The sequence below is a fragment of the Nocardioides sp. Root682 genome, assembly GCF_001427795.1.
GTDB lineage: Bacteria > Actinomycetota > Actinomycetes > Propionibacteriales > Nocardioidaceae > Nocardioides.
Genome location: NZ_LMHJ01000001.1, coordinates 105,989 through 127,723 on the forward strand (window position 1 = coordinate 105,989; position 21,735 = coordinate 127,723).

Sequence of the window (21,735 nt, forward strand, 5' to 3'; positions counted from 1 at the left end):
GGCTCCTCATGATCCACCTCCGAGCAGGTTCTCGACCGAGGCGTTGTCACCGGTCGAGTAGGAGACCTCGGTGACCTCTGGTCGCCGGATGCCCTGCTTGGTGTCCACCTGCTTGGGCAGGTAGGACTTGTACTCGGGCGGCAGCCAGGGCAGCTGGCTGACGATCGGCTCCAGGAGCTTCTTGAGCAGGTCGCAGGTGATGTCCTTGAGTGGAGCCGGCATCGCGGGCTGCTGCTGGACGATCGCGCAGAGGAAGCCGTCCGCGTCCCAGATCTGGCCGCCGATGCCGATCCGCGAGTTCTGCGAGTCGGTGACGTGGTCGAAGCCCATGTGCAGGTTGCCCATGGCCACGGGCGCGACCTCGATCGCCTTCTTGAGGCTGTCCTTCTCGGACACGATGGTGTTCAGCACGTCGGTCAGCTTCTCCACGTCGGTGACGAAGGCGTCCCTGTTGTTCTTCACGAAGGACTCCACGCCGCCGACAGCCTGGGCGACCGCGGTCACTGCCTGCTCCAGCTCGTCGCTCTCCTCGGCGAGCATGGACGAGACGCCGGTCAGGTCCTGCATGAAGGCCCGGACCAGGGTGTCATTCTCCGCGAGCGTCCGGGTGAACTCGGCCAGGTGGGTCACCGTCTCGAAGAGCGGCCCTGCACCGTCCCCGAACGTCTCGGCTGCCTTCGCCAGGTCACGGATCATCTGGTTTCCCTTGGCGCCCTGCCCGGAGAAGGCCTTCTCCCCCGCTGCCAGCAGGTGGTCGAGGGTGCCGTCGGCGTTGACACCGTTCGGGCCGAGCGCCTGGGTCAGCGACTGCAGGCTCGCGTAGATGCGGTCGAGCTCGACCGGCACCCCGGTCTGCGGCAGCGCGATGTCGGCACCGCTCGCCATCACGTCGCCGCCGACGTACACCGGCGTGAGCTGGACGAAACGGTCAGCGACCAGGGTCGGCGTCACGATGACGGCCTGGGCACCTGCCGGGACCTTGTACGACGCGTCGTACTCCATCTCGACCCGGACCGAGTTGCCCGCCGGCGTCACCGCAGTCACCTTGCCCACGTTGACGCCGAGGATCCGGACGTCGGTGCCCTTGTAGACGCTGACTGCGCGCGGGAAGTGGGCGGTGACCGTCTTCATCTCCTTGGGAGAGTTGAAGACGTTGATCATGACCGCAACGAGCAGGACGACTCCGAGGCCGATCAGCAGCCGTCGGTCGATGCGCTTGAGAATCGTGGACACCATCGTCATCACTCCGGGAATCCGGGCAGGAACTCACCGGTGGGCAGTGCCAGCAGGTTCGCCGCGTAGGCGTCGAACCACGGGCCGGTGCCGATGATGTTGGACAGGATGGAAACGTACGGGCCGAGGGCCGCCAGGGTCTCCTTGAGCTTCTTCTTCTTGCTCACCAGGAAGCTCACCAGGCCGTCGACCTGCTTGAGGGCGGGACCGATCTGCTTCTCGTTGTCCTTGATCAGGCCGCGCAGCTCCTGGGCCAGGAGGCGGGCGTTGACCAGCAGGTCATGGACGGCGTCCCTGCGCTTCGTGAGCTCCTGGAACACCAGGTCACTGCTCTTCATCAGCTTGACGATGTCGTCGCTGCGCTCGGCGAGGACCTTGGTGACCTCCTTCGAGCTCTCGAAGAGGGTCTGGATCTCCTCGTCGCGTGAGGCGACGCTGCGCGAGAGGCGGGCGATGCCGTCGAAGGACGCCTGGATCTCCGGGGCGGAGACGTCCAGGGTGTCGGCCACCGTGTCCAGCGCCTCCGAGAGCTGGCGGGTGTCGATCTCCTCGGTCGTGGTCGTCAGGTCGCTGAAGACGCCGACGATGTCGTAGGCCGACTCGGTCCGCTCGACCGGGATGCGGCCACCCTCGGCGAGCTGACCCTTTCCGACCGGCTGGACGTCGAGGTACTTCTCGCCCAGCAGGTTGAGAACCTCGATCGAGGCGGTGCTCTGCTTGCCGAATGCGACGTCGCCGTCGAGGTCGAACTTCACGAGGACCTTGTCACCGTCGAGGGTGACGTCGCTGACCCGGCCGACCCGGATCCCGCCGACCTGGACGATGTTGCCCTTGTGGATCCCGCTGGCGTCGCTGAACTCCGCGTAGTAGGTGGTGCCGCGGAAGCCCGGGAACTTGCCCAGGTTGAAGGTCGCCGCGGACACCAGTACCAGCAGGACGAGGGTGATCACGCCGAGCCGCAGGACGCGTGCATCGCTGGGGGCGGCCATCAGTTCTGACACCTCGGTGCGCTGGAGTGGAATTCGATGTCGCCGATGTACTTCTGGATCTCCTTGATGATCGGCAGGTTCGCGACCACGGGGAGCCTGATCTTCGCCGAGAACCCGCACACGTAGTACTGGTACCAGGAGCCGTAGGTACCGGTGCGGGTCTGGTCCTGCATCGTTTCCGGCATCCGGTCGAGGAGCTGCGAGAGGTTCTCGCGGTTCTCGGGCTTGTTGAGGAGCTTGGCCAGCGCCCGCAGTGCGGCGATGTCCTCCTTGAGCAGCGGTCGACCACGGCGCAACAGGTCCGCCACGGTCACGGTGAGCTGCGAGATGTTGTCGAGCGAGGACCCGATCGTCTCGCGGTCCTTCGCCAGGTCCGTCATCCAGTCCTTCAGCTCGATCACCAGGGTGCTGAGCTGGTCGTGTCGCTCGTCGACGGTCTTGAGGGTCTGGCTCAGGTTGGTCACCACGTCACCGATCAGCGCGTCACGATCGGCGAGCGCGCCGGTGAGCGATGCCGTGTGCGCGAGCAGGCTCTTCACGGTCCCGCCCTCACCCTGCAGCACCTGCACCAGGTTCATGCTGAGCTCGTTGACCTGCTCCGGGCTGAGCGCGGCGAAGAGCGGCTTGAAGCCGTCGAACAGCACCGTCAGGTCGAGGGCGGGTTTGGTGTGGTCGACCGGGATCGTCGCACCGTCCTTGAGGGGCGGCGCGTCCTCGGAGCCGGTGCCGGCCTCGAGCGCCATGTAGCGGTCGCCGACAAGATTGAGGAACCGGATCTCGGCCCGCGAGGCCGTCGTCATCTTCACACCCACGTCGACCTTGAACGTCACGATCGCGCGGGAACGTTCGTAGTGCTCGACGTTCTTGACCTCGCCGACGTTGACCCCCGCGACGCGGACGTCGTCGCCCTTCGACAGCGACGTCGCGTTGGTGAAGATGGCACGGAACTCGTGGCGGTCGCCGAAGCCGATGTTGCCCATGATCACGGCCAGCAGGCCGGTCACGAAGATCGACACGAGGGTGAAGATGCCGAGCTTGATCGCGGCGGAGATCGTCGGCGCGTTCCGGCGTCGGCGAAGATTCCTGTCGGTGGGCAGGTCGCTCATCCGGCGCTCCTTCCCTCGCGGACGACCGGTCCGTAGAGCAGGGAGCCCAACGCGCCGTAGGACTCCGGGGCGCGGCCGCTGTCACCGGCGAGCATCGCGTTCAGGACCTCCTGCTCGCCGGCGCTGCCGGCGTAGCCACTGTCGATGTGTGCGGCGGGGTTCGGGTTCGGAAGACCGGGGATCGGGAACGGGAGGTACCCGCCCTTCTCATCGATGTCGGAGCCCTGGTCGAGCGTGACTCCCGGAGCCGGCACGGTGAACTTCGGCAGGCCCAGGCACCACGGGCCGTGCCCGACCTCGCCGTAATCCGGCAGGTCGCGCTCGTCGTAGGGCCGGTACTGCGGGTTGCCGAACTCCATGTACTGCTTGACCACGTTGCCCTCGAACGTCTTGGAGAGGATCGGCTCGTAGTTGGCCGCACCACGGATCAGGCAGGGGAACTCGGGTGAGTACCGGGCCAGCAGGGCGACCACGGGTGCCGTGACCTCCCCCATCCGGATGAGGTTCTGCTCGTTGTCACCGAGGATGCGGCGCGCGGTGTTGGCCAGACCTGTGAGGTCGGAGAAGAAGACGTCGAGATCTGCCGCCTTCTCCGTCACCGTCTTGCTGGTCACCGTGACGTTGTCGAGCACGTCCAGGAGGTCGGGGGCTGCGAGGTCGTAGGCATCGGCCACGTCGGCGAGCGCGATCAGGTCCTTGCGCAGGGTGGGCAGGGACTCGTCGATCGCCCCGATGTACTGGCCGAGCTGGTCCATCGTCGCACCGATGTCGTCGCCCCGACCCTCGAGCGCCGTCAGCAGCGCATTGAGGGTCGCGTTCAGGTCGGCCGGGCGAACAGCACGCAACAGGGGGAACAGGTCCGCGAGGATCTGGCTGAGCTCCACGTTGGTCTCGACGCGGTCCGAAGGGATCACGTCGCCGTCCTCCAGCGACGCCGACGAGGGCGCCTCCGGGCGGACCAGGGCGACGAACTTCTGCCCGAACAGGGTCGTGGGCAGGACCTTCACCTCGACGTTCGCCGGGATCTTCTTGGCGGCTTCAGGCTCGAGGGCCAGGGTGATCTCTGCCTGCTCCCCGTCCTGCGAGATCTTGTCGACCCGCCCGACCAACGCGCCGTTGAGCCGCACGTCGCCGAACTTGGCCAGCTGCAGACCAGCCCGGTCGGCCTTCACCGTCACCGTGGTGACGTGGTCGAAGGTCTTGTTGTAGATCGCGATCGACAGCCAGACGAGCAGCGCGATGACGCTGAGGAAGACGACACCGGCCACCAGGAGCCGGTTGTGCTCCTTGGCGCTGTCGTGGTGGATGTTCACCAGCACGCGGAGACCCCCCTCATCCGGTGATCCTGACGGTGGTGGTCGAGCCCCAGATGGCGAAGCTCAGGAAGAAGTCGGCGACGACGATCGTCACGATGCTGGTCCGGATGGCGTTGCCGACCGCACGACCCACACCCGCCGGCCCGCCGGATGCGGTGTAGCCGTAGTAGCAGTGGATCAGGATCACGGCCACCGCGAGGAAGAGCAGCTTGAAGAAGGACCACAGCATGTCGATCGGCGGCAGGAACTGCAGGAAGTAGTGGTCGTAGGTGCCGGCCGACTGTCCATAGATGAAGGTGACGATGAGCCGTGGCGAGAGGTACGACGCGCACAGGGCGACGATGTAGAGCGGGATCACCGCGATGAAGGCCGCGATCATCCGGGTGGTCACCAGGAACGGTAGCGACGGGATGCCCATCACCTCGAGCGCGTCGATCTCCTCCGAGATCCGCATCGCACCGAGCCGGGCGGTGTACCCGCAACCGACCGTCGCAGCGAGCGCGATCGAGGACACCAGCGGTGCGACCTCGCGGGTGTTGAAGTACGCCGAGATGAACGCGCTGAACTTCGCGACGCCGATCTGACTGAGCGAGGCGTAGCCCTGGATGCCGACCTCGGTGCCTGCGAAGAACGCCATGAAGGCGATGACGCCGACCGACCCGGCGATCAGGCTCAGCCCACCCGCACCGAACGCCACCTCGGCGAGGGTGTTGGAGATCTCGCGCGGGTAGCGCCGGATCGCACGCGGCGCCCATGCGAGCGCCTTCACGTAGAAGAGCAGCTGGTCGCCGTACCCCTCGAGGGTGGCGCGACGCGCCTTGACGCTGTCGCTGAAGAACTCACTGGCCGCGGACATCAAAGACCCACCGGCGGTGCGACCTGGAAGTAGATGGCGGTGATCACGGCGTTCAGGAAGAACAGCGCCATGAACGCGATGATGACCGCCTCGTTCACGGCGCGGCCGACGCCGCTCGGGCCACCGCCGGCGTTGAGTCCCTTGTAGGCGCCGATGATCGCCGCCAGCCAGCCGAAGACCGCGGCCTTGATCATGGCGATGTAGAGGTCGGGCAGCGAGGCGAGCTGGGCGAAGGTCGACAGGAAAGCGCCGGCCGACCCGCCCTGGACGATGACGGTGAAGAAGTAGCCACCACCGATACCTGCGGCGATCACGATGCCGTTGATCATCACCGCGACGAAGGTCGTCGCGACCACTCGTGGGGCGACCAGCCTCTCCAGCGGGTTGATGCCGAGGACTTCCATCGCATCGATCTCTTCGCGGATCTTGCGGGCACCGAGGTCCGAACAGATGGCGGAGCCGGCCGCACCGGCAATGATCATCGCCGCGGCCATCGGCGCGGCCTCACGAACCGTGGCGAGCACAGCGGTGGCGCCGGCAAAGGACTGAGCTCCGAGCTGGCCGGTCAGGTTGCCGACCTGGAGCGAGATGACCGCGCCGAACGGGATGGACACCATGATCGTCGGCATCAGCGTCACGGTCGTGACGAACCAGGCCTGCTCGAGGAACTCCCGGAGCTGGAACTTGCGCGTGAAGATGATCTTGGTGACCTCGACCACCATGACCGCGATCTCCCCGGGGCCGCGTACGACCGAAACGGCGTTGAACGCCACGCCCCGTCTCCTCCCCATCGCTGAGTTTTCACCGGCCCCGGAAGGGCCGACAGGCAATACTAGAACACGTTCTCATTGTGACCAACGCGACACACGCCTGGTGACCGAATTCACCCCCTGCTTCACCCTCAACTGGTCCGCTGCACCGCGGGTCACGCTCGACCCCCTCAGGGCGGAATCCGCCGGGTTCCTAGGATCAGTGCGTGCAGTCGACCACTTCCCGTATCCCGGCGTCCCTGCAGGCCGCCGGACGGCATCCCTCCGCGGTCCTGCTGGCGGCGCAACTGCTGGTCGTCCTGGCCTACCCCAGCCTCCAGGGGTCGACGGTGGGCCGCTCCGTGATCGGTGTCGTCCAGATGCTGGTGGTCCTCGTCGCCGTCTGGGCGGTACGACGCACGCCCGTCCTGGCCTGGGTCGGCGCCTGCCTGGGCGTCCCGGCCATGCTGTTGACGGTGGCCGAGGCGATCAGCCCGGACACCGAGTGGATCGTGCTGGCATCGGCCGCGTTCCACGTCCCGTTCTACTTCTTCGTGTCCTACGCGATGCTCCGCTACCTGTTCCACGACGACGAGGTCACCCGCGACGAGATCTTCGCGACCGGCGCGGCCTTCACCGTCGTGGCCTGGGGGTTCGCCTATCTCTACGCGGCCGCCCAGGTGCTGTGGCCCGGGTCGTTCATCGGCTTCAGCAGCCCGGACGGAGCCGATGCCCTGCCCTGGTTCGAGCTGCTCTACCTGTCGTTCACGACGCTGACCAGCGTCGGGCTGTCCGACGTCTACCCGGTGATGGACCAGGCCCGGTCGTTCGTGATGGTCGAGCAGGTGGCCGGGGTGTTCTACATCGCGCTGGTCGTCGCCCGGATGGTTGGACTGGCAGCGCGCAAGCGCTGACAGTCGCGAGGGAGCACGATCACTTCGTGGCTTCCATCATCTGCCTGAGCTCGCGCTTGAGGTCGCTGATCTCGTCGCGGAGCCGCGCCGCGAGCTCGAACTGGAGCTCCGCCGCGGCGCCCTTCATCTGGTCGGTGAGGTCCTGGATCAGCTGGGCGAGGTCGGCGCTCGGCAGACCGGCCAACGCCGCGGCATGGCCGCCGATGTCGGTGCTGCGCAGCTGCGGGGTCGGCGACTTCTTGGGCCGCACTCCCCCGGCCCGACCCTTCACGCCGGCGTCGGCCCAGGTCTGGAGCAGCTCCTGGGTGGTCTCGTCCTCGCGGGCGAGCATCTCGGTGATGTCGGCGATCTTCTTGCGCAGGGGTTGGGGGTCCACACCGTTGGCCACGTTGTAGGCGACCTGGCGCTCCCGACGCCGGTTGGTCTCCTCGATGGCCGACTCCATCGACCGGGTGATCCGGTCCGCGTACATGTGGACCTCGCCCGAGACGTTGCGCGCGGCCCGGCCGATCGTCTGGATCAAGGACTTGTCCGAGCGCAGGAAGCCCTCCTTGTCGGCGTCCAGGATCGCGACGAGGGACACCTCCGGCAGGTCGAGGCCCTCACGCAGCAGGTTGATGCCGACCAGGACGTCGTACAGGCCCAACCGGAGGTCACGCAGCAGCTCGATCCGCTTGAGGGTGTCGACCTCCGAGTGCAGGTAGCGGGTCCGGATGCCGGCGTCGAGGAGGTAGTCGGTGAGGTCCTCGGACATCTTCTTGGTCAGCGTCGTGACCAGGATCCGCTCCTCCTTCTCGGTGCGGACCCGGATCTCGTGGATCAGGTCGTCGATCTGTCCCTTGGTGGGCTTCACGACCACCTGCGGGTCGACCAGCCCGGTCGGACGGATGATCTGTTCGACGACGTCGCCCTGGACCTTGTCGAGCTCGTAGTCACCGGGGGTCGCCGACAGGTAGATGGTCTGCCCGATCCGCTCGAGGAACTCCTCCCAGCGCAGCGGGCGGTTGTCCATCGCGCTCGGCAGGCGGAAGCCGTGGTCGACCAGGTTGCGCTTGCGGGACATGTCGCCCTCGTACATGCCGCCGATCTGCGGGATCGCCACGTGGGACTCGTCGACCACCATGAGGAAGTCCTCGGGGAAGTAGTCCAGGAGCGTGTTGGGAGCCGTGCCGCGACCGCGGCCGTCCATGTGCATCGAGTAGTTCTCGATGCCCGAGCAGGACCCGACCTGCCGCATCATCTCGACGTCGTACGTCGTGCGCATCCGCAGCCGCTGCGCCTCGAGCATCTTGCCCTGCCGCTCGAAGGTCGCGAGCTGGTCGGCGAGCTCGGCCTCGATGCCGTTGATCGCCCGCTCCATCCGCTCGGGGCCGGCGATGTAGTGGCTGGCGGGGAAGACGTGCAGCTCGTTGTCCTCGGTGAGGACCTCACCGGTCACCGGGTGCAGCGTCATCAGCCGCTCGATCTCGTCGCCGAAGAACTCGATGCGGACCGCGAGCTCCTCGTAGACCGGGAAGATCTCCAGCGTGTCGCCCCGGACCCGGAACGTGCCGCGGGTGAAGGCCATGTCGTTGCGGGTGTACTGGATCTCGACGAGACGCCGCAGGACCGAGTCGCGGTCGTGCTCCTCCCCGACACGCAGCCGGAGCATCCGGTCGACGTACTCCTGCGGGGTGCCGAGGCCGTAGATGCACGACACCGTCGACACCACGATCACGTCGCGCCGGGTCAGCAGGCTGTTGGTCGCCGAGTGACGCAGCCGCTCGACCTCCTCGTTGATCGAGGAGTCCTTCTCGATGTAGGTGTCGGTCTGCGGGACGTAGGCCTCGGGTTGGTAGTAGTCGTAGTACGACACGAAGTACTCGATGGCGTTGTTCGGGAAGAGCTGGCGCAGCTCGTTGGCGAACTGGGCGGCGAGGGTCTTGTTGGGCTGCAGGACCAGCATCGGACGTTGCACCTGCTCGGCAACCCAGGCAACCGTGGCCGTCTTGCCCGTGCCCGTGGCCCCCAGGAGCACGACGTCCTGGGCGCCGGCGTTCAGCCGCTTGGTGATCTCCGCGATGGCGGCCGGCTGGTCGCCCGAGGGGACGTAGTCCGACTCGACGTGGAAAGGGGCGACTCGACGCTCGAGATCGGTGACCGGACGCATGGATTCAGCGTACGGGCGGGCACCGACAAGCTGGTCTCGAGACGGTTGCTAGCGCAACCTCCTCGACCTCCGGGGGGAGTCCGGTTGCACACGGAGGGCGTGCAACGCGGTCGCCAGCATCGCGTAGTGCCCGACCAGCATCACGATCTCGATCTTCTCGCGATCGTCGAACTCGTCGCCGAGGTCGGACCACAACGCGTCCGACAGGTCCTGGTCGGCGACCAGCTCGTCGGTGGCGCGCAGCAGCAGCCGCTCCCTGGGCGAGAACCCGGTGTGGTCGGCGTCCGCTTCGATCGCCGCAATCTCCTCGCGCGACAGCCCGGCCCGGCGACCGAGCCTGCGGTGCTGTTCGAGCTCGTAGGCCGAACCGCGCCGGCTGGCGACGCGGATGATCACCAGCTCGGACTCGCGGCGCGCCAGGCGGCCGCCCGGCATCAGCCGGCCGGCGAAGTGCAGCCAGCCCCAGAACAGGCGGCGGTGCCGCCCCAGCGTCAGGAAGACAGCCGGCGGCTCGGTTCCCTGCACGCGGCCGGCGATCCGGGCGAACCCGGCGACGAACGGCCCGACGTCACGCCACCCGCCCGGAGCGACCCGTGCACCGGGCTCCGCGGTCATGCCGGCTCCACCGGTTCGGAACGGCGGGCCTTCTCCACCGACGGGAGCACGCGGTTGGCGCCGTAGTTGAAGAGCCGCATCGCGACGGCATACCCCGGCGGGAAGTACCGCTGCAACCAGTGCACCAGCCTGATGTCGGCCGACGTGTAGACCCAGTACCGGTTGCGCAGCGCGCCCCGCCAGATCGCTTCCGCGGCCCTCTCGGGGCTCACTGCTCGCTTCTGGAAGTGTCCCCGGGCCCGGGTGAAGGCCTTGTTCTGCTGGTCGATCCCGGCGATCCGGATGGTCGCGACCAGGCCGGTGTCGACACCGCCCGGGCACACCAGGCTCACCCCGATCCGGTGCTTGCGCAGGTCGTAGCGCAGCACCTCCGACACCCCGCGCAGGCCGAACTTCGTGGCGCTGTACGCCGCGTGCCAGGGCATCGCAATGATGCCCGCGGCAGAGGACACGTTGACCAGCTGACCGCCGCGTCCGGCGTCGATCATCGGTGGGAGGAACTCCTCGATGACGTGGATCGGCCCCATCAGGTTCACGTCGACCAGTCGTTGCCAGTGCTCGGGCTCGAGGCTGCGCACGGTCCCCCAGATCGCGATGCCCGCGACGTTGAGGACGACGTCCATCGGGCCGGACCGCTCCGTGACGAGGGCGGCCAGGCGTCGTACCTGCGCGTGGTCGGAGACGTCCGCGGGCTCGGCGGTCGCAACCTGACCGCCGCGGGCCCGGATGTCGTCCGCGACCGCCGCCAGCGGCTCCGCCTGGAGGTCGGTCAGGTGCAGCACGGCGCCGCGCTCACCGGCGTACTCCGCCACGGCGCGGCCGATGCCGCTCGCAGCGCCGGTCACGAAGACCTGCTTGCCGGCGAGGTCACGCACCGGGGCTCGGAACCACATGGGGCCTCCTCAGAGGAGTGGGCGAAGGGGGGTCAGCAGCATCTCGGTGAACTTGCGGTGCACGTCGCGCGCCTCCCACTCACCGCTGGTGAGCTCGAGGCAGTGCGACTGGTCGACCTCGAAGATCGCCTCGAGGTCGCGGGCGAACCCCTCGTCGATGATCTCGACGTTGATCTCGAAGTTGCCCTGCAGGCTGAGCCGGTCGATGTTGGCCGTGCCGACCGTGGCCCAGTTGCCGTCGACGGTGGCGGTCTTGGCGTGCACCATCGCGTCGCGATAGCGCAGGATCCGCACGCCCGAGTCGAGCAGCTGGCTGAAGTACCCGCGCGAGATCCAGTCCGCGACGATGTGGTTCGACTTCAGCGGCAGGAGCAGGCGTACGTCCACACCGCGACGGGCGGCGGCCTTGACTGCGTCGATGAAGTCCTCGTCGGGCAGGAAGTAGGCCTGGGTCATCCACACGTTGTGGCTGGCGCGGTTGATCGCCTCGATGTACATCGCACGGATCGGGAACATCCACAGGCGCGGCACGTTGCGCTGCACCCGGACCCGTGGCTCCCAGGTCGACGCCGTCTCCAGCAGCAGCGGCCGCTCGGACGTGCGGATGCGGCGCCGCCGGTTGAGGTTCCAGAAGTCGGCAAAGGCTCGCTTGAGGTCCCACACCGCTGGTCCGGTGATCCGGACGTGGGTGTCGCGCCACTCGGTCTCGTAGCTGGAGCCGATGTTGTAGCCACCGATGAAGCCGACGTTGTCGTCGACCACGAGGATCTTGCGGTGGTCGCGGCCGTAGCGACGGAGGTCGAAGAAACGCCAGCCGGCCGCGTAGACGGGGTAGCGCAGCACCTTGACGTTGACCGGGAAGCGCTTGAAGGCCGGCGAGACCACGAGGTTCGCGAAGGCGTCGTAGATGCAGTAGACCTCGACGCCGCGGTCGGCGGCAGCAATGAGGGCTCGCTTGAACCGCTCCCCCGTCGCGTCGCCCTTCCAGATGTAGGTCTCGAAGAGGATCTGTCGCTCGGCGCCCTCGATCGCGGCCAGCATGTCGTCGTACAGGTCACGACCGAAGGTGTACGTCGTGATCTGGCCGTCGCCCACCGCGACGGTGTGCGGCTCCCTCGTGGGGAACGGCTTGGGCCGCTTTCCGCGCCGACGGTAGGAGTCGATCACGGACATCACGAACGCCACCACGAACGGAACGCCGATCACCGTGAGCAGAACCCGCCGGAGCACCGTTCTCAGCCCGGCGAGCGGGTCCCTGTCACCATGCGCCACGCGCGTCAATCTAGAGCATCGGTCCGGGAGGTCCGACGCACTACTGCACTGGCTCGTTGTTGGTGCCGCTGAGCAGCTCGAGCCGCTCGACCAGCCACTGGTCATCGACCAGCTTCATGGTCATGCTGACTCGCTGTTCCTCGATCTTGATGTCCTTGTTGGTCTCGTCGGTGATCGCCTGGTCGACGAAGGCGAGCACCTCGATCTGGGTCTCGTCGACGACCCGGGCAGCCGAGTCCACGACGGTGCCCTTTGCGGTGACCTTGCCCTTGACGATCTGTTCCTGGAGGAGCGGGACGTTGGGAGCGAGCTTCTCCTTCAGCTCGGCACCCGCGATCTTGTCGAGCCACGCGAACTCGTGGTCACCCTCCTTCCAGGAGTACGTCGTGATCTCGACGAGCAGCGTCTTGGCGGCAGCGAGCGCCTCGTCGGCGGCGGTGTCTTCGGCCGTCAGCTCCTGCACCTTGGCGCGGGCCTCCTTGAGGTCCTTCGCCTGCTGGTCGTCCGCACCGCAGCCCGAGAGCACGGCGCCCGCCAGCACCAGGGCGACGAGCGGACCTGCCGCGCGATGCCGCCTGCTTCCGGCGCTCACCGAACCGGCCCGGGCGCATGGGCCGCACCGCGCTGGAGAGTGGCGAAGGATGCCGCACAGCGCCCGTCCTTCTGCAAGGCACGCCGCTCGGTCTTCACGGGATCGAGGCGTGCGGTGCCGTAGGCGCAGCGTGGCCCCTTGTCTCCGATGATCTGGATACGCAGCTCACCGCCACGGATCTTCTCGATCACCGACCGCAGACCGGGTGAGTAGGACTGCAGGAGCGCACGGAGGTGCGGGTTGTAGGCCTGGAACACATCAGTGAAGCTAACCCCTACCGACAAGAAGCCCGGCAGGACGGTGTCGGCGTCGTTGATCAGACGGACCAGCTCCTTGAGCTGGGCCGGGGTGCGCTTGAGGACGTCGCGCAGCTCGGGGTCGTACTCGCGGAGGAACTGGGCGAACTGCTTCGACGACTGCGCGAGCTGCTGCAGGGAGTCCGCGTTGTCCGTGAAGATCGGCAGCACCGTGCCGGAGTTCGTGATCAGACGGTCCGTCTCGGGCCACACCTCGTTGAGGGTGGCGAGGATCGCCGTGCCCTGGTCGAGGATCTGACCGAGGTCGGTGCCGGTGCCCTTGAGGCCCGTGCTGAGCTCGCCGAGCACGATGCGCAGCTTCTTGTCGTCGATCTGCCGCAGCACGCTGTTGACCGCGATGACGGTGGAGCTCAGGCTCTTGGGGATGTCGGTCGACTCGGCGGGAATCACGTCCCCGGAGGCCAGGAACGGCCCGTCGGTGGTCTTCGGCTGGAAGTCGACGTACTGCTCACCGACCGGCGACAGGCTGCGCACGCGCACCAGCGAGTCCTTCGGGATGTCGGTCTCGGTGGTGATCGCGATCTCGGCCACGACGCCGTCCTGCGAGGGGACGATCTTCTCGACCTTGCCGATCTTGATCCCGCGATAGGTCACCGCCGAACCCTCGAACAGCCCGCCGGTCTGGGCGAGCTCGACCTTGACCGTGACCGGCCGCGAGGTGAGCGGCTGGTCGAGGACCTCGGCGAAGATGTAGGCCGTGGCGAACACCAGGACGAGGCCGATGCCGATGAGGCTGAGGTAGAGACGGTCGCTCAGAATCTTCATCATCGGGATCCTCCTCCGAGCAGGCCGTGCAAGAGGCCGTTGAGTCCCAGCGGATCGGACGTGCTGCCCGATCCGGTCGTGCCGCCGCCACCTGTCGTGGCGCCCGACTTGGTCGGGGCGGGGGCCTTGCCCAGGCCGAGCAGCCCCAGGTCCAGCCCGAGACCTGACAGGTCCACTCCGAGCAGGTTCAGCAGCGAGGCGAGCGTGCCCTCGACCAGACCGGCAGCGCTGAGACCGTCGACGTGCAGCTCGAGCGCGATGTTCAGGTAGTCGGACGGTGCGATCTCGTTGACGGCCGCGGCTCCCTTGATCAGGGCCTGCAGCGACTGGTCGAACACCCCGTTGTTCTTGGCGAACTCCGCGAGGACGGGCTCCACCTCGGTGAGCATCGTCAGGAGCTGCGAACGCGTCGCGTTGACGGTGCTGTTGGCGGCGGCGCTGAACTTCTCGATCTCGGCGAGCAACCGGGTGAAGTCGGGGGTCTTCTCCCGCAGCACCTTCGCCGCGGGTTGGATCTCCTTGACCGCCTTGTTGATCGTGTCCTGCCGACTGACCAGGGTCGTGGACAGCCCGTTGAGGGAGTTCAGGACCTGGTCGATGCTCTGCGTCGTCGCGTTGGCCTGCGTGAGGAAGACCGATGCCCGGTCGAGCAGCGTGCGGTAGTCACCCTCGTTGCCGCTCAGCGCGGTGTTGAGCTCCTCCGTCACGGTCTGGAGCTGCTCCAGGCCACCACCGTTGATCAGGAGCGAGGCCTGGGCCAGGGCGTCCTCGACGGTCGGTGCCGTCTGGGTGTCCTTGAGCTCGAGCGTCGCGTTCTCGCCGAGCTCGGCACCCGTCGCCGGGTTGGTGACGTCGACGAAGAGCTCACCGAGCGGCGTCGTGTAGCGCAGGCGGGCCTGCGCACCGTCCCGCAGCTCGGCGTCGGTCTTGAGGGTCAAGGTGGCCTCGGCGACGAAGTCGTCCACCGTGACCTCCTTGACCTTGCCCATGTCGACGCCGTTGACCTTCACCGGAGCACCGACGGCGAGGTTGAGCGCCTCGTCGAACTGGGCCTTGACCTCGATCGTGTCACCCGAGACCCCGGTGCCCGGGATCGGGAGGTCACGCATGGTCGTACCGCAGGCGGACAGCGAGCCGACGGCAAGCGCCAACACTGCGGCCGCGCCTGCACGGGTCGACGTCGTACGCATCTTCATCATCGCCTTCACGCTCCGGGCTGCGTTCCAAGGAGGACGTCGCACAGATTTCCTGGCAACGCGCCACAGACGTCCTGCAGGACATTTCCGAGCGGCACGAGGATCAACGGGTCGATCCGCACCGGCAGGCGATCGCCCTTGATCATCGCGAGGTTCTGCAGTGCGAGGGGGAACACCCGCAACAGCTCCTCGAGGCGGTCCTGCTTGGAGAGGACCGTCTTCATCAGCTCGGTCCCCCCGTCGAGGTTGTCCACGATCGCCTGGCGGTTGTCGACGGCGAACTTGGCAACGGTGGTCACGGCCGCATCGAGGGACCGCAACGCCTGACGGAAGTTCTCACGCTCGTCGGACAGGAGGTCCGACGCCTCGGCCACCTGCTTGATGAACGTCCGGGCCGTCGACTCGTTCGTCGCAATGGTGCTGAGCAGCACGTCGAGCGACTTGAGCGTCGCCGCGATGTCCTCACGCTGCGAGGAGATGCCGCTGACTCCGTCAGCCAGGGAGTGGATCGTCTGGTTCAGGAGAGGACCACGGCCCTGCAGTGCACTCGTGCCGGCGTCGATGAATCGCTGCACTGCCTTGGTCGTCTTCTCGTTGCCGCCGATGCCGGTGGCGAACTCGTTCAGCGAGTCGAGCACCTGGTCGAAGTCGACCGGCGTCTGTGTGCGCTCGACGTCGATCGTCGCACCGTCGGCCATCTTGGCGCCCTCGCGATACACCGGCGTGAGCTCGATGTAGCGGTCGGTCGCAACCGAGCGGGCCACGACGACGGCCCCTGCGTTCGCGGGGACCGGCTGGTCAGCATCGATCTCCATCGTGACCAGGACCTTGTCGCCGGCAGGTTCGATCGACTTGATCGAGCCGACGTTGACACCCAGGACGCCGACGTCGTTGCCGACGAAGAGTCCCGCGGAATCGGTCAGGTAGGCCTTGACGGTCATCGTGTCGGAACCGCCGACCACGCCGCATCCGGAGGTGAACAGCACGGCACCCGTGGCCACCAGCGCACCCAGTGAGCGGAGAACCTTCTTCGAGCTGGTCACTGGCAGTCACCCCGCAGCTTGCAGGTCGTGTCGTCCGCCGGGATGGCGGGCGGCTTCAGGTAGAGCGGCACGAACGGGCCGCTGCCGGTCGCATTGGCGACGTACCGCAAGGCCGGGGCCATGACCTCGAGGAGGTGCGTCAAATCCTTGTCCTGACTGTTCAGCGTCCTGAGCACCGCGTTGAGGTCGGACAGCGCCGGCTTCAGCTTGCCGTCGGTCGCCTTGACGATCGCGGTCAACGCGTTGGACAGGTCCGTCGTCTCCACCAGGAGGCGGTGGATGGCCTCCCTGCGCGACGTGATCTCGGTGAAGACCAGGTTGGCCTGCTTCATCAGGCCCACGATGTCCTCGCTGCTCTCGGAGAGCTGGTCGGTCACGCTGCGGGTCGACCTCAGCAGGTCACCGACCTGGTCGGAGCGCTTCGAGATGACCTCGGAGAGGCGGGCGACGCCCTCGAGCGCCGGCCCGATCTCGTCCTGGCTGGCGCCCAGGGTGCCGGCCATGGCCGTCAACGCTTCGGCGAGGAGGTTCGCGTCGAGCTTGTCGAGCGCCTCGGTGCCCTCCTCGATGACGTCCTGGAGGTTGTAGGGAACCGAGGTGCGGTCCATCGGGATCTGCTCCCCGGCGAGGGAACCCGTGCCGTTCGGATCGACCTCGAGGTAGTGGCTGCCCAGGAGGGTGGCCACCTTGACCGTGGCGGTGGTCTGGTTGCCCAGGTCGATGTCCTTGTCGAGCACGAAGGTGACCAGCACGTGGTCCTCCTCGAGCTCGATTCCGGTGACCTTGCCGGAGTTGACGCCGTGCACCTGCACGTCCTCCCCCTTGCGAAGGCCGGCCGTGTGCTCGACCACCGCTGTGTAGGTCTTCGTGCCGAACGACGTCACGCTCAGCACGACCACGATCGCGCCGATGATGCCGAGGATGACGAGTGTGATCACGCCGACCCGAAGCGGGTCGCGCTCATTCATGGGCTTCACTTGCACACCGCCGACCAGGGTCCGTTGTTGCCGACAGGGTTGATCCCGCTGCCGTTCTGCGTCACGGCGATCGACAACGAGCACACGTAGACGTTCAGCGCGTTCTCGTACGACGTCGCGCGACCGAGGCCCTCGAAGATGTCCCCGAACGCGGGCAGTGCCTTCGCGAGGCTCCCCCGTGACTTCTCGAGCATGTCGGCCACCGTGACGAGCTGGTCGGTCGCCTTCACGAGCGGGACCTTGACCTCCTTGAGCAGGGAGCTCGTCGCGCCGACAAGCCGGCTGACGCCGTCGATCGAGGCGCCGATCGACTTGCGGTCCTGAGCCAGACCCGTCATCAGTCCCCGCAGCTCACGAACGGTCTGGGTGAGCTCGTCACCCTGGCCCGCGAGGTTGTCGAGCACCGGCTTGAGGTTGGTCATCACCGCGCCGATCACGTTGTCACGGTCAGCGAGGAAGTTGCTCAGCTCCCCGGTCTGCCGCAGGAGCTGCTCGATCGTGCCGCCCTCGCCCTGCAGCACCTTGATCAGGGAGGTCGCCAGCGTGTTGACGTCGCCGGGCTGCAGCACCTTGAACAGGGGCCGGAAACCGTTGAGGAGCTCGGTGAGGTCGAACCCGGGGTCCGTCTGCGTGATCGGCACCGTGGCGCCGTCCTTGAGCTCGGCACCACGCTTCGACCCCTGCACCATGCCGATGTAGCGCTGACCCAGGAGGTTCTGGTAGCGCATCACGAGCTTGGTGTTGTCGAGGATGGCCTGTTCCTCGACGACTTCGAGGGTCACTTCCGCGCCCTCGTCGGTGGCACCGATCTCGGTGACCTGGCCGACCCGGACGCCCGCGGCCTTGACGTCGTCGCCGACGCGGAGGCCGCTGACGTCAGAGAATTCAGCCGTGATCTCCCGGGTGTCGCCATTGACACCGTTCATCATCGTGTTGACCAGCAGGATCAGCAGCAGCCCGCTCAGGGTGCCGAAGGCCGCGAACTTGATCGCGATGGTCTTGAGCCCGGTCATCGGCCCTCCTCCATCAGTGCGCCGATGCCAGCCCGGTCCGTGCTGCCGGTCCGGTAGGTCGGGCGTTGGCCGCTGCCGTAGTACGGCGGCGGCGAGAGCCGGATCGTCCCGTCCGTCCTCACGAATCCTTCTCTCACGGTGGTCGGAACTGTCTTGCCGAGAGCGACGTTGATGGCGATCGCGTCGGTGATGCCTGCCTTGCGGTTGTCGTACACCGCGTCCAGGAGCGACGCAGCACCGTCGATGAAGCGCACCAGGTCCTTCTCGTTCTTCTGGAGGAACCCGCGCGAGGTGCGGGCCAGGGTCGTGCCACCGGCGATCAGGGCGGTCAGCGCGGCTTCCTGCGTGACGATGGTGTTCAGCGTGACCAGCACGTCGTCGGTCGCATCGAGCAGGTCCGGAGCGATCTCGTCGAGCAGCTTTGTCGTGGACGCCAGCGCGTTCAGGTCCGCACGCACCTGCGGCATCCTCGGGTTGAGGCGGTCGAGGTACGAGTTGAGCGTCCGCACGGTCTCGCCGATCTGGTTGCCCCGCCCGTCGAGCGCCTCGGCGGCCGATCCGATGGCGGACGCCAGCTCGGCCGGGCCGAGGGCCTTGACCAACCGGTCGATGTCGTCGAGCGCCTGCTGCAGCTCCAGCGTTCCCTGGCTCGCGTCGGCCTTGACGACCGAACCGGCCTTCAGCTTCCCGGACGCCTTTCCGTGGAGCACCAGGTCCACGAACGTGGTGCCGAACACCGTCGCGGGAAGGACCCGGGCCACGGAGTTGGCCGGAACGGCGTCGATGTCCGCCTCCGACATCTCAATGTCGATGGTCACCCCGCCGCCGGACTTCGCGCGATCGATGGAGGTGACCTTGCCGACGATGGCGCCGTTCATCTTGACGTCGGAGCCTGCGCGCAGCGAACCGCCGGCGTTGGCGACCTCTGCAGTGATGTGCGGCTTGGAACCGAAGGTGCCGTTGCTGCGCAACGTGATGAGCGCGCCGATGACTGCCAGCGCGACCAGCGCGATCAGCCCCCGTCGTGCGAGCTGCTGTCGAGTTTCTTCGCGAGCCATTTCTTCACCTCACCCCGAGATCCGGAAACCTGGGTCGCCGCCCCAGAACACCAGGGTCAGGACCATGTCGAGAACGACGATGGACACGATGGACGCGCGGATACCGGTACCGGTCGCCTCGCCGACAGCCTGGGGGCCACCGCCCACTCTCATGCCGTACCAGCAGTGGATGAGCGCCACGGTGAGGGCGAAGATCAGGATCTTGATGATCGAGAAGACGATGTCGCGACCCTGGACGAACGTCGAGAAGTAGTGGTCGTACTGCCCTGGCGACTGTCCGAAGAGGAACACGACCGACGCCTGCGAAGCGACGTAGCTGCCGATCAACCCGATCAGGTAGAGCGGCAGGATGGCGACCATGCACGCGATCACGCGGGTGGTCACGACGTAGCGCATCGCGCTCACCGCCATCACCTCGATCGCGTCGATCTCCTCGTGGATCTTCATGGAGCCGATCTGCGCCGTGAACCGGCAGCCGACCTGGGCGCCGAGAGCGAGCGCGGCAATCAGCGGCGCCAGCTCACGGGTGTTGACGCTGGCGGAGATGAAGCCGGTAAGCGGTGCCAGACCGACGATCTCGAGGCCGTTGAAGCCCTCGATGCCGATGGAGGTACCGGCCGCGACCGAGAGCAGGACCATCACGCCGACGGTGCCGCCACCGACGAGCAGCGCGCCGCTGCCCCAGGCGATGTCCTTGATCTGGCGAAGGACCTCCTTCGGGTACATGGCGATCGTCGAGGGAATGTTGACGAAGACCTTGCCCGCGAAGGTGACGAACGAGCCGAGCTGCGCGAGCGTCGACATCAGACCGTCGGTCAGGCCGACCAGGGCGTCGGAGAACCGCGCGCCCATGGTGCGGCCGAGCTGGACGTCAGACATCAGGCACCTCCGGGGAAGAGCATCACGTAGGCCTGGGTCAGGCCGACGTTGATCACGGCCAGCAGGATCACGCTGAGGACGACTGCCTGGTTGACCGCGTCAGCAACAGCCTTCGGACCGCCGAAGGCATGCAGGCCCTTGTGGGCAGCGACGATCGTGGCCACGAACCCGAAGATGAACGCCTTGAACTCGGCCAGCACGAGGTCGGCTGGCTGGGCCAGCCCGACGAAGGAGTCGAGGTAGGTGCCCGAGGAGATCTGGCCGGTGCCCACCACGATCGCGAACGCCGTGGTCATGGCGGTCATGGCGACGACGACCGTCAGCAGGACCGACACCAGGAGCGCAGCGAGGATGCGGGGCGCCACGAGGCGCTGGATCGGCGAGATGCCCATGACCTTGAGGGCGTCGATCTCCTCGCGGACCGTTCGCGCGCCGAGGTCGGCACAGATGGCCGACCCGACCGCGCCAGCGATCATCAATGAGGTCACCAGTGGTGCGCCCTGACGGAGCACGCCGATGCCGTTGACCGCACCGATGAAGGACTGGGCACCGATCTGGTTCGCGGCGGCGCCGATCTGCACCGAGGTGATCACACCGAACGGGATCGACACCAGGATCGTCGGCAGGAGCGAGACCCGCGTCATGAACCAGCACTGGAGCAGGAACTCACTCCACGAGAAGCGCCGGGCCACGATGTCGGCGAAGCCCCACTGGAGCGACTCGACCGACAGCTTGACCAGGTCGCCCGTCGTCTCGACACCGTCCTTGAACCGGCCCGTGAAGCTGCTCAGGACCGAACGGCCCCCTGCAACGACGGCGGCCATCAGGCTGCCGCCGTCGGGATGTCGAACGCGGAGTTCAGGCGCAGTGCGGCCACCTTGTCGCCTCGCACCTTCAGTTGTCCTCGCAGCACGCCGGTCACCGCGCTGAGGTGACCGGTCGCCAGGCGCAGGAAGTCCTGGGCCTCGCAGGTGACAGTCGCATCGCGATCGTCCCGGCCGACGGCATCAGCCGCCTCCCCCGCGAGAACAGTCGCTTGACCGTCTCTGAGTCGGAGCACGTAACGGTCCACCTCTCCGTCGGGGCGCCCGGTCAACCTGAAGCCGACCGTGATCTGGACGCCTGCTGCCTTTCGGCCGTTCACGTAGGCCGGCATCCGGTCGAAGATCTCTTCGAGGATGACCGGCCGGAAACCCGAGGCCATGACCGACCGAAGATGGTCGGTGCTGACGCCGGTGAGTGCCCGCGCCACCTGCACCGGGTCGATGTCACGGGGGTTGACGGGCTGACCCGTCAGCGGAGTGGCACCATCGACGGCGAAGAGTGCGGCGAGGGCGAGCGTGGCGTCGCTCGAGCCCTCGAGGTGGAGCGAGTCGCCGAGGTACGCGACGGCCACGTCGAGCTGGCCGGCAACCAGGCGGAGCAACTGGAGCGCGGTGCCCTGCACGACCAGGTCGCTGCTCATGGCTTCGGGAACGCGCTGCGTCGTACCGCTGTGGAAACGAACGCCGTGCCCGCCCGGAAGGCCGATGGTCTCCCACCGCAGGCTGCAGTCCATCTCGGCCAACTGCCCGGGGACCGCGAACTCGCCGATGCGACGCATCACACCCTCCACAACGGCGGACCCTCGTCCTGCGTCATGGGTCACAGCGAGCAGGTCCGCATCGGATGCAGATCGAACCGCGACGATGAGCTCGGCCGCGTCGACGTCGGTGAGGAACCGCAGGAGGTCCTTGGCGGAGGCGTGCTCGAAGGCACCCATCCTGACGACTCCCATGCCAACCCCTTGCCTTCGATCGCGGG

The 21,735-nt window shown here is 67.1% G+C and carries 21 protein-coding genes; 1 reads left to right on the forward strand and 20 read right to left on the reverse strand.

The features are described 5' to 3' along the window. Nucleotides 1–6: 6 nt before the first annotated feature. The 6 genes from ASD84_RS00575 to ASD84_RS00600 are packed head-to-tail and all read right to left on the reverse strand — an operon-like array spanning nucleotide 7 to nucleotide 6,222. A complete protein-coding gene (locus ASD84_RS00575; protein WP_162251470.1) occupies nucleotides 7–1,236 on the reverse strand; it encodes an MCE family protein in 1,230 nt (409 codons plus the stop codon). A 5-nt stretch (nucleotides 1,237–1,241) separates the two neighbouring features. After that, entirely contained in the window at nucleotides 1,242–2,222 is a 981-nt protein-coding gene (locus ASD84_RS00580) for an MCE family protein (protein ID WP_056705584.1), read from the reverse strand. Beyond that, a complete protein-coding gene (locus tag ASD84_RS00585) occupies nucleotides 2,222–3,328 on the reverse strand; it encodes an MCE family protein (protein ID WP_056705586.1) in 1,107 nt (368 codons plus the stop codon). Before ASD84_RS00585 ends, ASD84_RS00580 begins: the two co-directional genes overlap by 1 nt. Then, the gene (locus ASD84_RS00590) at nucleotides 3,325–4,647 is read right to left on the reverse strand and encodes an MCE family protein (protein ID WP_056705589.1); all 1,323 of its coding nucleotides are present in this window, start codon (nucleotides 4,645–4,647) and stop codon (nucleotides 3,325–3,327) included. Before ASD84_RS00590 ends, ASD84_RS00585 begins: the two co-directional genes overlap by 4 nt. Before the next feature lie 13 nt (nucleotides 4,648–4,660). Then, nucleotides 4,661–5,500: an MlaE family ABC transporter permease gene (locus ASD84_RS00595; RefSeq protein WP_056705592.1), complete on the reverse strand. Its 840-nt coding sequence runs from the start codon at nucleotides 5,498–5,500 to the stop codon at nucleotides 4,661–4,663. Then, the gene (locus ASD84_RS00600) at nucleotides 5,500–6,222 is read right to left on the reverse strand and encodes an MlaE family ABC transporter permease (RefSeq protein WP_162251529.1); all 723 of its coding nucleotides are present in this window, start codon (nucleotides 6,220–6,222) and stop codon (nucleotides 5,500–5,502) included. The genes ASD84_RS00595 and ASD84_RS00600 overlap by 1 nt, the downstream gene beginning before the upstream one ends. Before the next feature lie 254 nt (nucleotides 6,223–6,476). On the opposite strand from ASD84_RS00600, the gene ASD84_RS00605 reads away from it, so the two are divergent. Beyond that, nucleotides 6,477–7,163: an ion channel gene (locus ASD84_RS00605; RefSeq protein ID WP_235530910.1), complete on the forward strand. Its 687-nt coding sequence runs from the start codon at nucleotides 6,477–6,479 to the stop codon at nucleotides 7,161–7,163. A gap of 19 nt (nucleotides 7,164–7,182) precedes the next feature. Here ASD84_RS00605 and uvrB read toward each other — a convergent pair whose 3' ends face one another. From uvrB to ASD84_RS00675, 14 genes are read right to left on the reverse strand one after another with little or no spacing between them, the layout of a single operon-like run. Continuing rightward, nucleotides 7,183–9,312: an excinuclease ABC subunit UvrB gene (uvrB, locus tag ASD84_RS00610; RefSeq protein WP_056705598.1), complete on the reverse strand. Its 2,130-nt coding sequence runs from the start codon at nucleotides 9,310–9,312 to the stop codon at nucleotides 7,183–7,185. 48 nt (nucleotides 9,313–9,360) lie between these two features. Continuing rightward, nucleotides 9,361–9,927, reverse strand: a complete 567-nt coding sequence (locus ASD84_RS00615; protein WP_056705601.1) for a carboxymuconolactone decarboxylase family protein — start codon at nucleotides 9,925–9,927, stop codon at nucleotides 9,361–9,363. Beyond that, nucleotides 9,924–10,820, reverse strand: a complete 897-nt coding sequence (locus ASD84_RS00620; RefSeq protein ID WP_056705603.1) for an SDR family oxidoreductase — start codon at nucleotides 10,818–10,820, stop codon at nucleotides 9,924–9,926. Before ASD84_RS00620 ends, ASD84_RS00615 begins: the two co-directional genes overlap by 4 nt. Nucleotides 10,821–10,829: 9 nt before the next feature. After that, a complete protein-coding gene (locus ASD84_RS00625; protein WP_235530911.1) occupies nucleotides 10,830–12,092 on the reverse strand; it encodes a phospholipase D-like domain-containing protein in 1,263 nt (420 codons plus the stop codon). A gap of 40 nt (nucleotides 12,093–12,132) precedes the next feature. Next, nucleotides 12,133–12,684 carry a hypothetical protein gene (locus tag ASD84_RS00630; RefSeq protein WP_156391510.1) on the reverse strand — a complete coding sequence of 184 codons (552 nt, stop codon included), beginning with the start codon at nucleotides 12,682–12,684 and terminating at the stop codon, nucleotides 12,133–12,135. Beyond that, nucleotides 12,681–13,769: an MlaD family protein gene (locus ASD84_RS00635; RefSeq protein WP_082573072.1), complete on the reverse strand. Its 1,089-nt coding sequence runs from the start codon at nucleotides 13,767–13,769 to the stop codon at nucleotides 12,681–12,683. Before ASD84_RS00635 ends, ASD84_RS00630 begins: the two co-directional genes overlap by 4 nt. Then, nucleotides 13,766–14,965 carry an MCE family protein gene (locus ASD84_RS00640; RefSeq protein ID WP_156391511.1) on the reverse strand — a complete coding sequence of 400 codons (1,200 nt, stop codon included), beginning with the start codon at nucleotides 14,963–14,965 and terminating at the stop codon, nucleotides 13,766–13,768. Before ASD84_RS00640 ends, ASD84_RS00635 begins: the two co-directional genes overlap by 4 nt. A 5-nt stretch (nucleotides 14,966–14,970) precedes the next feature. Continuing rightward, on the reverse strand, nucleotides 14,971–16,005 hold the full coding sequence (locus ASD84_RS00645) for an MCE family protein (protein ID WP_056705614.1): 1,035 nt from the start codon (nucleotides 16,003–16,005) through the stop codon (nucleotides 14,971–14,973). Then, nucleotides 16,002–16,973, reverse strand: a complete 972-nt coding sequence (locus ASD84_RS00650) for an MCE family protein (protein ID WP_056705615.1) — start codon at nucleotides 16,971–16,973, stop codon at nucleotides 16,002–16,004. The genes ASD84_RS00645 and ASD84_RS00650 overlap by 4 nt, the downstream gene beginning before the upstream one ends. A gap of 5 nt (nucleotides 16,974–16,978) precedes the next feature. Then, entirely contained in the window at nucleotides 16,979–17,995 is a 1,017-nt protein-coding gene (locus ASD84_RS00655; protein WP_056705618.1) for an MCE family protein, read from the reverse strand. After that, nucleotides 17,992–19,053: an MCE family protein gene (locus tag ASD84_RS00660; protein WP_056705621.1), complete on the reverse strand. Its 1,062-nt coding sequence runs from the start codon at nucleotides 19,051–19,053 to the stop codon at nucleotides 17,992–17,994. The genes ASD84_RS00655 and ASD84_RS00660 overlap by 4 nt, the downstream gene beginning before the upstream one ends. 9 nt (nucleotides 19,054–19,062) lie before the next feature. Further along, entirely contained in the window at nucleotides 19,063–19,932 is an 870-nt protein-coding gene (locus ASD84_RS00665; protein WP_235530912.1) for an MlaE family ABC transporter permease, read from the reverse strand. After that, on the reverse strand, nucleotides 19,932–20,756 hold the full coding sequence (locus tag ASD84_RS00670; RefSeq protein WP_056705624.1) for an MlaE family ABC transporter permease: 825 nt from the start codon (nucleotides 20,754–20,756) through the stop codon (nucleotides 19,932–19,934). The genes ASD84_RS00665 and ASD84_RS00670 overlap by 1 nt, the downstream gene beginning before the upstream one ends. After that, nucleotides 20,756–21,709 carry an SCP2 sterol-binding domain-containing protein gene (locus ASD84_RS00675; protein ID WP_162251471.1) on the reverse strand — a complete coding sequence of 318 codons (954 nt, stop codon included), beginning with the start codon at nucleotides 21,707–21,709 and terminating at the stop codon, nucleotides 20,756–20,758. The genes ASD84_RS00670 and ASD84_RS00675 overlap by 1 nt, the downstream gene beginning before the upstream one ends. Nucleotides 21,710–21,735: the final 26 nt, after the last annotated feature.